The sequence below is a fragment of the Anaerococcus sp. genome, from assembly GCF_022770135.1.
Lineage (GTDB): Bacteria > Bacillota > Clostridia > Tissierellales > Peptoniphilaceae > Anaerococcus.
The window spans coordinates 1-13,178 of sequence record NZ_JALEIL010000140.1 but is presented as its reverse complement, the minus strand read 5'-3'; the positions used below and the strand labels follow the sequence as shown (position 1 = coordinate 13,178).

Genomic DNA, 13,178 nt, shown 5'->3' with positions numbered 1-13,178 from the left:
TTTAGGTATTTGATTGCTGTTTCGATTGCAAGTTTACCCATTTCTTTTGGTTTTTGGGCTACTGTTGCTGATAGATTTCCTTCTTCTACAGCCTTGATTGCATCTTCGTTTCCATCAAAACCTACAATAGTTACATCTTTGCCGCTTGCTTTTATAGCTTCGCTTGCTCCAAGTGCCATTTCATCGTTTTGGCAGAATACTGCTTTTACATCTGGGTGAGCTTGGAGGAGGTTTTCCATTACTGTCATTCCTTCTGCCCTATCAAAGTTTGCTGTTTGGCTAGCTAGTAGGTTGATTTTACCATTTGTAGCTTCTTCGAATCCTTCTCCTCTTTCACGAGTAGAGCTTGCTCCTGGTATTCCTTCAAGTTGGATTACTTCGGCATTTTCTCCTACTTTCTCTAGGATATATTCACCTGCAAGCTTTCCGCCTTCTACGTTGTTACTTGCTATAAAGCTTACAAGTTCACCTTGATCTGAGCCTCTGTCGACACAGATTACTGGGATATTTGCTTCATTTGCCTTTTCAACTGATGTAGCTATGGCTGTTGAGTCTACTGGATTAATAACTATTAAGTCAACTCCTTGAGTAATGAGGTCTTCGACTTGGTTGTTCTGAGTTGATGAATCGTTTTGAGCATCTGTTATTACAGCCTCTACTCCCTCTTTACCAGAAACTTCCTCTACACCTTCTCTGATTGATACGAAAAATGGATTGTTTAGGGTTGATAGGGAAACTCCTATTTTCATATCTCCGTCAGTTTTTGTCTCAGTGGCTGTTTCTTCTACTCCGCTTTCTTTACTTTCTTCCTTGTTGTTTTGACCTTCTATGCTACATCCTGTAATCATGAACATAGCAACTAATAAAACTGATAATAGTCTTCTTGCTTTTTGCATATTCTCCTCCTATTTGTTTCTCTTTCTGTCGATTAAGACTGCGATTAGTATTACCACACCTTTTACGATTTGTTGGTAGAAACTTGATACCCCTAATAAATTAAGTCCGTTGTTTAATACTCCCAAGATTAGGATTCCTATAAGGGTTCCTGTTAGAGACCCACTTCCTCCAGTCATACTTGTTCCTCCAAGTACAACCGCTGCTATGGCATCCATCTCGTAGGCAGATCCAGCTGTTGGTTGAGCTGAGTTTAGCCTTGATGTAAGGACAAGACCTGATAGGACTGCCATTAGTGCTGATATTACATATACTAAAATTTTGACCTTGTCAATTTTTATTCCTGATATGAAACTTGCCTTTTCATTGCCACCTACAGCGTAGATTTTTCTACCGTAGCTTGTTTTAGTTAGAAGGATCCATAAGATTAGGTAGGCTATGATAAAAAGGATTACTTGGAAAGGTATACCAAAGAATTGTCCCTTGCCAAGAAATTGAAAGGCAAAGTCATCCTTTGGTCCTGCTATTGGCCTACCGTCCATATAGACTAGGGTAAGCCCTCTAAAGATTGTCATAGTAGCAAGGGTCACTATAAATGGTGCAAGCTTTCCCTTGGTGATAAGAATTCCATTTACTAGACCCAAAACAAGTCCAAGGCCTAGGGCGATAAGTATCGCAAGAATTGTTGGCATGCCACCTTGAAGAAGGCCTGCAAAGATCGCCGATGTAAGAGCGAGTGTCGAACCAACTGATAGGTCTATGCCCCCTGTTAGGATTACAAAGGTCATGCCAAGGGCAATAAAGCCGTTTATGATTAGCTGACGCATCAAGTTTAGTAAGTTATTTACTTGCAAGAATGCAGGATTTAGGACACTTACAAAAACTATGAGTATAATCAAGGCTACTATTGTGCCCAGATTTTGATTTTCTTTAAATTGTTTTTTTATACTGTTCATAATCTTCCTCCTGTTGCAAGGGTCATTACCTTTTCTTGATCTGCATCCCTCGCTAGTATTTCTCCCTGTACTTTTCCTTCGTGGATTACATATATCCTGTTTGATATGCTCAAAAGCTCTGGCAAGTCACTGGAGATAAGTATTACAGAAACTCCCTTTTCTGTCATGGTCTTTATCAAATCGTAGATTTCTCTCTTGGCTCCTACGTCTACTCCCTTGGTAGGTTCATCCAAGATTAAGATTTCTGGATCTATTGCATACCATTTGGCAAAGACAACCTTTTGTTGGTTACCTCCGGATAAATCTCTTAGCTTACTCTCACTCGACTGAGTTTTTACCTTGAAGCTATCTACCAAGCTGTCTGATAAGCCTTTTTCTTTAGCTCTATCGATAAAGGTCTTATTTGAAAACTTATCGAAGTTTAGTAAGGATATATTTTCTCTAATTGATTCATCGAGGATAAGGCCTTCTTCTTGTCTGTTTTCTGTGACAAAACCAATTTTATTCTTGATGGCATCACCAGGACTATTTATCTCTACCTTTTTACCATCGATATAGACTTCTCCGCTATCTTTGGGATCAAGGCCGAAAAGCGATCTCATAATCTCGCTTCTTCCTGCTCCCATAAGGCCAGAAATCCCAAGGACCTCTCCCTTTTTAGCCTTTATATTTATATCCTTATAGAATCCTTCTCTAGTGAAGTTCTTAAGCTCAATTTTCACATCAGATATTTCAGAATCCATATCAGGATAGAAGTCACCTATATCTCTTCCCACCATATGGGATACGACTTCCTTCTCGTTACTGTCATTAGTATTCATGACAGCTACAGACTTTCCGTCTCTCATTACTGTAATCTTATTAGTTAAGGCAAATATCTCCTCCATCCTATGAGATATGTAAATCATTGATACATTTTCGTCTCGAAGCTTTTTGATTAGCTTAAATAACTTATCAATCTCATTATTAGTAAGTGCACTGGTTGGCTCATCCAGGATTAATAGATTAACCTTATTGAGATTAGCCTTGGCTATCTCCATCATTTGCCTTTGACCAACAGAAAGTTTTGAAACAGGAGTGTCTGGGTCTATATCTAAATCGAAGTTTGAAAGAAGCTTCTTGGTTTTTTCTCTCATTTTAGCCTTGTCTAGAAATATCCCCTTTCTTAGCTCGTTGTTCATGAAGATATTATCCATAACGCTAAGTTCTGGCCAGTCAGAAAGCTCCTGGTGGATAAAGCTTATACCAAAATCTTTGGCTTTATTGGTATCTCTTATATCGACCTTTTTCCCATCTATTAAAATCTCACCCTCATCTTTTTCAAGAACTCCAGATAAGATATTCATAAGGGTTGACTTACCAGCTCCATTTTCTCCCACTAGGGCATGGATTTCACCTGATCCTACTGTAAAGTCAACTCCCTTCAAAACATCGTTTTTGCCGAAGGACTTGTATATATTTTTCATCTCAATTTTCATAACAAACTCCTAAAAGATGTTTTTACTTCGAAGAATAATATTAGAATAAGCTGTGTTTTCTCCAGTCCTTATTACAAATTTTGTCTCTTTAAGCTTCTTCTTGAAGTCTTCATGGCTTATATATTCCTTATCTACCTCTGGAAGGAGGTCTGCTATGGCCTTTTCCTGGTCTGGGTTTTCTGTTTTTATCTCCTCTGCCAAGTAATAATACTCCACAGAAAAATCTTCTAACAAAACTTCGAGTACATCTATAAATTTTGGCTCGCCAAGTTTTAGGGCAAGATCGATTTTCTTATCCTTATCTATTGGAAGACCACAATCTCCCACAGCTATAAGGTCCATGTGACCCAAATCGGCAAGGCCCTTTGCTATATCGCTATTTAAAATTCCTTTTAATTTCATAAATACTCCCTCATAAACTCTTCTACTTCTGAAAGACTTGGGATAGAAACACTCGCTCCCTTTTTCATAACAGATAGGGCTGATGCAGATGTTGCAAGCTCAAGACAATCCCTAACCTTCTTCCCTTGATAGAAACTTGCTACAAAATATCCTGTGAAGGTATCTCCCGCACCCGTAGAATCTACTGCCTTGACCTTTTTGGCCTCTTGTCTTATAATATCTTTTTGTGATATATAAATTGAGCCTTCCTTGCCCAAGGTTATTACGAGCTTAAGATTAGGATAAGTTTCTTTGAAATATTTTATATTAGCCTCGACTCCACTCTTTCCACTTATGGCTTTCGCTTCATGCTCATTTAAAAGTAACATATCAATCTTGTCATAGTCAAACTTCTTGATTTCTTCTGTGATTGGAGAAGGGTTTAAGACTATCTTTAGGCCCTTTTCGTAGGCTTTATCGATAATATAATCCATCATATTGATTTCATTTTGTAAGACCAATATATCGTTTTCACCAAAATGGTCAAATACCCTATCTACAAAGTCCTTGTCGTTATCGAAGTTCGCTCCCTTATAGAGAACTATGGAATTTTCCCCCTTATCATCAACTTGAATTAAGGCGTTTCCTGTAAGGCTCTCACTTTCTCTTACAAATTCAGTATTTATATGCTCACTTTCCAAATACTCTGCCAAAAACTTCCCATCGATACCGATATTTCCCACATGATATACCGAATCAGAATTCTTCGCAAGGGCTATTGATTGATTGAGACCCTTGCCTCCTGCTCTTTTTTCTATAGACCTTGCACTAATCGTCTCACCTGGTCTAACTATGTGATCTACCGCAAAGAATATATCTATATTGATAGATCCAAAATTAATTATTCTCACAAATCCTCCCTACGCTTTCTCCTTCAAAAAGTATCGGCTCAACCTCTATCCTATTGTTTACTTTTCTCTTATTTATCAAATCATCAGCCAAATCTATGGCCTCCTTGGCAATCTGATTTAGATTTTGATCAATCGATGTAAGCCTCGGGCTTACGATTTTATTTAGAAACAAATTATCATAGCTTATTAGAGAAATATCCCTAGGAACCTTTATTTTGTTTTCTCTAAAATAATTTAAAAGTCCATAAGAACTCATATCCGAAAAAGAAAATATGGCATCTACTTTCCTATCTAGGAAAAACTTACCCGCATCATATCCTCCTTCGTAAGAATAATCTCCATGGATAATATTTTTAGAATCTATATAAATATCACGATTCATACTGGCTTTGATCGCACCAGAAAGTCTCCTTGAAGAGTTGGCAGTAGACCTTGGCCCTATGAGAATACCGATTTTCCTAAAGCCTCTGTCCAAAAGATAATTCATGGCAAGCATACCGCCAAGCTCGTTGTTGCCTGTAACTAGATTTTTCTTAGAATTTGAGAAATCAACCTCATCTAGGAAAATTACATTGTACTTTTCTATAATCTTATCATCCAAGCCCCTAACATTTCTATCGACAAGGAGGCAAGCCGCTATGTAATTATTTTCAAGAAGAGCCTCGAAGTCCTTCTTGGATATGGCCTTGTTATTTGAATTGTGAATATACAAAAAATAATTGTATTTTAGACAATAACCTGTCAAAAACTTAACTAAAACCGAAAAGAAAGGATTTGAAATATCAGGAATAACCGCCATAATCACATTGCTTTTCTTGCTAGCAAGGGCTCTCGCAATCTTGTTGGGGTTATAACCCAACTCCTCCGCAGCAGCAAAAACTTTCTCCTTAGTCTTGTCAGAAATCTTGTAATCAGTCCTATTAAGCACCATTGAAACAGTAGTAATAGAAACTCCAGCCAAAGCTGCAACATCTTTTATAGTAGCCATAAGCAACTCCTCATCCCAATTAAAACGTTTTAACTAATTTTAATATATAACTTTTCCCTTCTCTTGTCAAGTTATTTTTGTAATTAATTTTTAAATAAAGCAAAATCACAGGTTAATCCTATTATTAATCCTGTGATTTTTATTGGGTAAGTTAATCTTTAATAAATTCTGGCCCTAATTTTGAGAAAATTCTTTACAAGTTTTTCGTTTTTTATCACTTATGAAATAATCAAAATTTTTACATTTATTAAGTGAATATAGGGTCCTTTTACCATACTTTATCCTATAAACCCTTATAATCGACCTAGAAGAATTCAGAATTATAATCTACAAAATCACATATTCCCTAAGCCTTTCGAAGGCCTCTTTAATCTTGTCCAATGGGAGGGCTAGGTTCATTCTTATGGAGTATTTTCCGTTGAAGGCTCTGCCGTCTTGCCAGGCTACTCCGCAGTCCCAGCCTCTCTTTAGAATTTCTCCAATATCGACTCCCTTATCCTTACAGTAATCACTAAAATCAACAAAGAGCATGTAGGTTCCTTCAGGCTTACTTACACTTACCCCCTCGAAGTTTTTTTCTATAAAATCGCAGGCGTAGTTTACATTCTTTGTAAGAGTTTGATTTAATTCCTCAATCCATTCGCGACCCGTTTTAGAGTAAGCACCGATTAGTCCATGCATGGATAGGACGTTCATGCTGTTGTAGTGGGAGAGGGAGGATTCTTTGTTTATCCTATTTCTAAGATATTGGTTGTAGATAATATGGTAGGAGCCCACAAGGCCTGCTAGGTTGAAAGTCTTACTTGGGGCGTATAGGGCTACTGTGTTCTCGTGGGCGTAGTCGCTTACGCTTTGGGTTGGGATCTGTTTATTTCCTTCGAGGATTATATCAGACCAGATCTCATCCGAAATAATCTTCACACCATGCTTTTCAAATATGTCGCAAGCTTTTTTTAGCTCTTCCTTACTCCAAACCCTACCTGTTGGATTGTGAGGGTTACACATTATTGTTGCAGATATTTTCTCCCTAACTATTAGCTCTTCCATATTTTCATAGTCCATAACCCATCTTCCATCTTCGTCCTTGATTAGGTCGGAGTGGATTATCTTATAGCCATTATTAGTAAGTGAATTGGTGAAACCTATGTAGGTAGGGGAATGGACCAGGACCTTGTCTCCTCTTGAGCAAAATACATTGAGGGCAGAAATCACTCCACCCAAGACTCCATTTTCGTAACCGATATGCTCTTTCCTTATGTCACTAATCCCCTTCCTATCCCTGTGCCAATCGATTATAGCCTGGTAATAGTCATCTGTTGGAGCAAAGTAGCCAAAGGCTGGATGCTTGGCCCTTTCTATTATAGCTTCTTGGATTGAAGGGGCTGTCGCAAAATTCATATCAGCCACCCACATAGGAATTACATCAAAGCCTTCCTTAGGCTTATCTGGGCTCATCCCAGGCACAGTCCCAAGGCCGTCGACTGCTATAGCATCCATCCCATGTCTTTCAAGCATCTTGTCAAATTCAAATTTCATAAATCTCTCCTTGTATTCTCAAAGTCCCTATTTATATCATCTTACTTTTTATAAGATAAAACAAAAGACACCAATCGCTTGATGCCTCTTACTTTATTTCCTGTAAATTCTAGCCAAAATCAAAGCTCCTTCAGAAGGATCTGTGTATGGCTTTTCTATTTTTATTTTGTTTTTGGAATTTTCCTCTATTTTCTTGATTAGCCTATCCCCTAGGTTGAAGACTCCTCCAGAATAGGACACCTTTACTTCTTCCTTGAAGTTTAGCCCCTTTATTATTGAATCTATGACAGCTGCGGCCTCCTTAGATATTTCTTCCAAAAGCTCCTTGCAATATGGGTCTTCCTTGTCCAAGGCTTCGGTAAAAATTCTAGATAGAGAAGCTATCTCATCTCTTTTCATCTTCTCTGCCTTATCGATTATTTCCATATCTTCCGTAAGGTCTAGCTTTTCTCTTATGATATCATAGAGGATAGTCTTATCGCTTCTTCCGTCGCTCATTTTGGTAAAGTGATTGAGTAGCTTTAGTCCTATATAATATCCGCTCGCTTCATCGCCCAAAAGTGGTCCCCAACCACCAGATCTCATGGAATTTCCCTCTTCATCTACACCGTAGCCGATTTGTCCAGTTCCAAGAACTAGGTTTATGCCAGGCTTTGCATTAAGACTTCCTGCCCAGCCATTTACGCAGTCGTTAGCCACCTTAAATCTATCTGAGCCAATAGCCTCTCTTATACCTTCATCAATATAGGCTTCGGTATCAGGATACTGGCCGTAGCCTGGAGCTGCCACGAAGGTGTAGATGATTTCTTCTGGACCTATCCCAGCTTCATCACAGACCTCGTCTACTCCAAGCTTCATTATTTCAAAGAATTGTTGTTTAGTGACTTGTTTGGGGTGGATGGTGATTTGCTTGGACTCAAAACGCTTTCCATCTACATCCAAGAGGAAGGCAGTCTTGGTTCCTCCTCCATCTACTCCTAGATAAATTTGTCTTGCCATAATATCTCCTCGCTTTTTCTTCTTTTGCTTCAAATATATATGAAAAAAGAAAGTTTGTCAACACTTTCTTACAAAATCAAACATTTTCATATTGTGTTTTATAACAAATTGAAAAATATAAAGATAATGTTTGCCTATAATTTATTGTCTAAGATGATATAATAAGACTAAGGAGTTATTATGAAAATTATTTTAGCAGTTGATAAGAATTGGGGCATTGGCAAGGATGGAGATATGCTTTTTCATATAAAAAAGGATCTAGCTCATTTTAAGTCCTATACTTTAGAAAATATTTGTATCATGGGCAGAAAGACCTACGAGTCCATGGGAGGAGCCCTTCCTCATAGGGAAAATATAGTCCTTACTAGAAATAAGAATTATAAGGCAAAGGATACGAAAATTTTTACAGACTACAGAGATGTCTTAGCCTATGTTAGGGAAAGTCGCGAGGAAGTCTTTGTTATAGGAGGGGAGAAAATCGTAGAAATCTTCCTAGAATATTGTGATGAGGCCATCATCACCAAGATTTATGAGAAAAAAGAGGCGGATACCTTCCTCCATAATTTTGACCTGGATAAGGACTGGTTTATTAGTGAAGAATCTGATATTATGGAAGAAAATGGGGTATCTTTTAGATATGTGACATATAGGAGGAAAAATTATGGGAAAGATTGAAATTTTTGTAAGCGATAAGTGTCCGGATTGTACTTTGATCATGGCAGATTACGACAAGAATCCAGATAAGTACAAGGGAATGAGCTTCTATAACATTACTGACTCTATGGCAAATCTTAAGAGATTTCTCTACTTTAGAGATAGGCTGGAAGGCTTTGATAAGGTAAGAGAGGCAGCTAGGGTTGGGGTTCCTTGTAAGGTCATTGATGAGAAGGAGGTAGAATTTTTATAAAATCTATAGAAATTTAATAAAGAAAAATAATCGTCTCAATTATTAGCTAGCTTACAGTCTAATATTGAGACGATTTTTTTATTAAGTTAAAATCTTTTATAAGTCTTCTTATATTTATTTCTAAATTGATCCGAATCAGGATATTCATAAGCTTATAGAAGGATTATCCTAATATATCTCTCATTTTCTCCTTAAGCTTTTTCGTATCTTCATAGACATTTGGACTATCCATTATGGCCCTCACTACGCATATGCCATCGGCTCCAGAAGATTTTAGGACGTCGATATTTTCGATATTGAGTCCTCCTATGGCATAGACATCTATAGCTACCTTGTTTTTTATTTCCTTAAAAGTTTCTACACTGGTTCTTTTGGTCTTGACGTGGGTCTTGGTATCAAAAATTGCCCCAACTCCAAGATAGTCCGCTCCGTCTTTTTCCGCCTTTTGGGCCGCTTCGACAGACTTTGCAGTAGCTCCGATTAGGGCATCTTTTCCTAAAAGTTTTCTTGCAAGATCTACCGGCATATCTTCTTGACCTAGGTGGACTCCTATGCCCAAAGCCCAAGCCAGGTGGGCCTTATCATCTATTAGCATAGGGACCTTGTATTTGTCGCAGAGAGCCTTTACCTTTTTTCCCAATTCTAAAATTTCCCTATCAGGCCTATCTTTTTCCCTAAGTTGGAGGATATCTACTCCACCTCTTAGGGCATCTTCTATCCTTCTTAGGAATTCTTCCTCGTCATATTTATCTGAATTTGTTACTAAATATAGTTTTGTCAAAATTCTACCTCTCTTATATCAGCTCTTTGGCTTATTACTTCATCTTCTATCGTAGAAATTTCATCCATGAGATTTACTAAAAATGTTCCTAGCCTATCGGTATTTGCCATCTCAGAAGAAACTTCAAGGAGGAGTAAGCCCATAAGGGATGCCTCCACGGGATCTGTCACAGCCATAAAGCTTGAAATTATTCCCGTAAGCATGCAACCTGTCGCCGTGATTTTGGAAAGATTTTCTACTCCATTATTTACTACAAAATACCTATCAACTGTTACAAGGAGGTCGGACTTACCGGTAATTAGGACAGCCAGTTTATATTTTTGGCAAAGCTTTCTTGCTATTTGGGCTAGACTTTCTATATTTCCTTCCCTTATCTCATCATTCTTTCCTACATCTATGCCCAAAGCTTCGCTTTTTTCTCCAGCAAGGGCCTTAATCTCAGAGCTGTTTCCCTTAATCAAATCGAAATGATGTTTTTCTAAAAGATCTTGTGCATAAGTTAAACGAAGGCTTGAAGCTCCAACTCCCACAGCATCTAGGGCTAGGGGAATGTTTTTCTTACTAGCACATTGACTAGCCTTTCTCATGGCTACCATTCTCTCACTTGTTATATTACCCAAATTAAGGCTTAGGGACTGGGAGACGCTTACAATCTCTCCCACCTCATCAGGATGGGCTGCACAAACTGCCTTAGCTCCCGTGGCGAGAATCCCATTTGCCACCATGGTTATGGCTATGGGATTGGTTATGGCATGGATTAGGGGCGAAGTTTCTTCAACCTTCTTCCTATTTAGCAAAATCTGATTTAGATTTTTCATAAACATTAACTCCTAACTTCTTTTGGATTGGATAGAGGGCCTTGGCTCTTTGTAGGGTCTTTAGGAAGATAAAGGCAACCGTTCCTCCTATCACTGTAGCTATCAAAAAGCTTGGAAGGTAGAAGTACCAGGTGATATCTCCCTTACCCCAAAGAAGGGCCATGACTGGGTAGGAGGCAATCGATCCTATAATACCTGTTCCTATAATTTCTCCAACTACGCAAGCAAGGATAGATCCCTTACTCTTTCTGTAAAGAAAGCCTGACAAGAAGGCTCCAAATACTTGGCCTGTAATAGCAAGGGGAGGGATTCCCATAAGGCTCATGCGTATAGCAGCTGTAATAATTCCGTTAAGCAAGCTATACCAGGGTCCTAGAAAGACTGAACATACTATATTTACAAAGTGAGCGGTAGGAGCAAAGCCCTCAAATCTTAGGATAGGAGAGATAACAACTCCGATAGCTACAAACATGGACATGGTTACTAATATTAGGATTTTTCTTTTGTTTTCCATACTTCTCCTATAAATTAATATAATCGGTAAAGACTGGTGTCATGCCAATTTTTTTAAGGTCTTCGAAGGCTTGTTCGGTAGAACGGCTATCGTCAATCTCAAACTGCTCATCTCCCTCGTCGGCACTCTTCTTTGACCTGTGTCCTATGGAAGTATCCACTGAGGCAGAGATTTTTGTCGCCGCATATTTCACAGCCAAGTCCCTAAAGTCCTTAGACTCACGTGTTGAAAGGGTAATAGATGCAAAAGGCAAAAATATCCTAATCGCAAGCATGATCTGGAAGAACTTCTTATCATCAACGATATTAAAGTCAAGAGAATCATCCGCCCCGTGGGTTGGTCTAATCCTTGGAAGGGAAATTGCAATTTCTGCCTGAGGATATTTTCTTTGAACTTCCTTGGCATGAACGGCAAGCTTAAAGGCATCTTCTATGGGATCAGAAAGTCCAAAGAGGGCCCCAAAACCTACTCCCCTAAAGCCTGCCATAAGAGCTCGCTCTTGGGTATCGATCCTGTAGTTAAAGCTTCTCTTGTGGCCAAAGGGATGATAGTAGTCGAAGGCTTCCTTGTTGTAGGATTCCTGGAAGACTGTTACAAAATCCGCCCCTGCCTTTCTTAATTTCTCATAGGAAGAAACATTGGCAGGGTAGACCTCGATTCCTACAACCTTAAAATATTTGCTGGCAATCCTACAAGCATCTGCTATATAATCCACCGAAGAAAATCTCTCGCTTTCTCCAGTTAGGATTAGGACATCCTCGATCCCAGTATCTGCCAAAGCCTTCATCTCTTCTTCGATTTCTTCTAGGTTAAGCTTAGCCCTTTTGATATCGCTTTTTGCCCTAAAGCCACAATATCTGCAAGAGTTTTCGCAGTAATTAGCTATATAGATTGGAGAAAATAGGCATACATTATTGCCAAAATACCTAATCCTAGCATCTCGGGCAAGCTCCCCAATCTCTTCTAAGTGATTTTCTGCCTGATCACTTATGAGATTATAGAAGTCTCTTTCTGTGAGATTGGTCTTGTTAAGGCTTGCTAGGACATCAGCCTCGCTTACTTCAGTATCCCTTACTCTCTCGTAAGCTTCTTCGATTTTTTCTTTTATATCTGAATCGATTATATCCATTTCTGGAAAATAATCATTTACGCTTTTAATATTCATATCAGTCAAAAAAGTCCCTTAATGGTGATGATGGATCAGCTCCCTTATCTAAGACTCTACCTGGTCTTGCAAGGTAGGCGTATCTTCCTGCTTCGATTCCAAGCTTGAAGGCTTTTGCCATCATGGTAATATCAGATGCACTAGCGATTCCAGTATTGGCCATAATAGCTGCAGCTCCCATCTCCATTGCCTCTGCAGCATGGCTTGGAACTCCGATTCCTGCATCGACAATTACAGGAAGGTCGATTTCATCTATTATAATTTTGATAAAGTCCTTGGTGGCAAGACCCCTATTTGAGCCTATTGGGCTTGCTAGAGGCATTATTGAAGCTGCTCCTGCATCTCTTAGGTCCCTTGCAAAGTTTAGGTCTGGGTACATATAAGGAAGAACTACGAAGCCTTCCTTGGCAAGAACTTCAGTCGCCTTTAGGGTTTCGGCATTGTCTGGCAAAAGATACTTGGTATCTCTCATTATTTCGATTTTTACGAAATTACCACAACCCATTTCTTTTGCAAGTCTTGCTATCCTAATAGCCTCATCTGCATTTCTTGCACCAGATGTGTTAGGAATAATCGTAACTTCCTTTGGGATATAGTTTAAGATATTAGCAACATCCTTGGTATTAGCTCGTCTTAGGGCAACCGTAATCATTTCGGCTCCTGCAGATTCTACCGCAGCATCGATTAATTCTGGTGAGTATTTGCCAGAGCCTAAGATAAATCTTGACTCAAATTTCTTATCTCCCAAAACTAGGTAATCTTTATTTTCCATTAGCTTCTCCTTCAATAATTTTAACCGCATACAAGGCCTCAAGACTTGCTATCACTCCTACATAAGGTAAGTAAAGCC

General features: G+C 38.8%; 15 protein-coding genes. 2 read left to right on the top strand and 13 right to left on the bottom strand.

Annotation, left to right across the window (positions count from 1 at the left end; all coding sequences use genetic code 11):
• The 8 genes from MRZ08_RS07255 to MRZ08_RS07220 form a co-directional block, all read right to left on the bottom strand.
• Positions 1-896: D-ribose ABC transporter substrate-binding protein (locus tag MRZ08_RS07255; protein WP_297381139.1), on the bottom strand; the 896-nt coding region annotated here is incomplete at its 3' end.
• Between the two features lie 9 nt (positions 897-905).
• Positions 906-1,850, bottom strand: coding sequence for a ribose ABC transporter permease (gene rbsC, locus MRZ08_RS07250; RefSeq protein WP_297381136.1), 945 nt, complete (start codon positions 1,848-1,850; stop codon positions 906-908).
• The gene (locus MRZ08_RS07245) at positions 1,847-3,328 is read right to left on the bottom strand and encodes a sugar ABC transporter ATP-binding protein (protein WP_297381133.1); all 1,482 of its coding nucleotides are present in this window, start codon (positions 3,326-3,328) and stop codon (positions 1,847-1,849) included. Before MRZ08_RS07245 ends, rbsC begins: the two co-directional genes overlap by 4 nt.
• Before the next feature lie 9 nt (positions 3,329-3,337).
• Entirely contained in the window at positions 3,338-3,730 is a 393-nt protein-coding gene (gene rbsD, locus MRZ08_RS07240; protein ID WP_297381131.1) for a D-ribose pyranase, read from the bottom strand.
• Positions 3,727-4,620, bottom strand: a complete 894-nt coding sequence (locus tag MRZ08_RS07235) for a ribokinase (RefSeq protein ID WP_297381129.1) — start codon at positions 4,618-4,620, stop codon at positions 3,727-3,729. Before MRZ08_RS07235 ends, rbsD begins: the two co-directional genes overlap by 4 nt.
• Positions 4,607-5,608 (bottom strand): LacI family DNA-binding transcriptional regulator, encoded by a 1,002-nt coding sequence (locus MRZ08_RS07230; protein ID WP_297381126.1) that lies wholly within the window; start codon positions 5,606-5,608, stop codon positions 4,607-4,609. Before MRZ08_RS07230 ends, MRZ08_RS07235 begins: the two co-directional genes overlap by 14 nt.
• A 327-nt stretch (positions 5,609-5,935) precedes the next feature.
• Positions 5,936-7,144, bottom strand: coding sequence for an aminotransferase class I/II-fold pyridoxal phosphate-dependent enzyme (locus tag MRZ08_RS07225; protein WP_297381124.1), 1,209 nt, complete (start codon positions 7,142-7,144; stop codon positions 5,936-5,938).
• Positions 7,145-7,237: 93 nt separating this feature from the next.
• Positions 7,238-8,143 (bottom strand): BadF/BadG/BcrA/BcrD ATPase family protein, encoded by a 906-nt coding sequence (locus MRZ08_RS07220; protein WP_297381122.1) that lies wholly within the window; start codon positions 8,141-8,143, stop codon positions 7,238-7,240.
• 180 nt (positions 8,144-8,323) lie between these two features.
• Here MRZ08_RS07220 and MRZ08_RS07215 point away from each other — a divergent pair, with 180 nt between their 5' ends.
• Positions 8,324-8,818, top strand: a complete 495-nt coding sequence (locus MRZ08_RS07215; RefSeq protein WP_297381119.1) for a dihydrofolate reductase — start codon at positions 8,324-8,326, stop codon at positions 8,816-8,818.
• A complete protein-coding gene (locus MRZ08_RS07210) occupies positions 8,805-9,050 on the top strand; it encodes a hypothetical protein (protein WP_297381117.1) in 246 nt (81 codons plus the stop codon). Before MRZ08_RS07215 ends, MRZ08_RS07210 begins: the two co-directional genes overlap by 14 nt.
• Before the next feature lie 163 nt (positions 9,051-9,213).
• Here the strand turns inward: MRZ08_RS07210 and thiE are convergent, their stop codons facing one another.
• The 5 genes from thiE to MRZ08_RS07185 are packed head-to-tail and all read right to left on the bottom strand — an operon-like array spanning position 9,214 to position 13,100.
• Positions 9,214-9,831, bottom strand: coding sequence for a thiamine phosphate synthase (gene thiE, locus MRZ08_RS07205; protein WP_297381115.1), 618 nt, complete (start codon positions 9,829-9,831; stop codon positions 9,214-9,216).
• Positions 9,828-10,649 carry a hydroxyethylthiazole kinase gene (gene thiM / locus MRZ08_RS07200; RefSeq protein ID WP_297381112.1) on the bottom strand — a complete coding sequence of 274 codons (822 nt, stop codon included), beginning with the start codon at positions 10,647-10,649 and terminating at the stop codon, positions 9,828-9,830. Before thiM ends, thiE begins: the two co-directional genes overlap by 4 nt.
• Entirely contained in the window at positions 10,618-11,163 is a 546-nt protein-coding gene (thiW, locus tag MRZ08_RS07195) for an energy coupling factor transporter S component ThiW (RefSeq protein ID WP_297381109.1), read from the bottom strand. The genes thiM and thiW overlap by 32 nt, the downstream gene beginning before the upstream one ends.
• Positions 11,164-11,170: 7 nt before the next feature.
• Entirely contained in the window at positions 11,171-12,328 is a 1,158-nt protein-coding gene (thiH, locus tag MRZ08_RS07190) for a 2-iminoacetate synthase ThiH (protein ID WP_297381106.1), read from the bottom strand.
• Position 12,329: 1 nt separating this feature from the next.
• A complete protein-coding gene (locus MRZ08_RS07185) occupies positions 12,330-13,100 on the bottom strand; it encodes a thiazole synthase (RefSeq protein WP_297381103.1) in 771 nt (256 codons plus the stop codon).
• Positions 13,101-13,178: the final 78 nt, after the last annotated feature.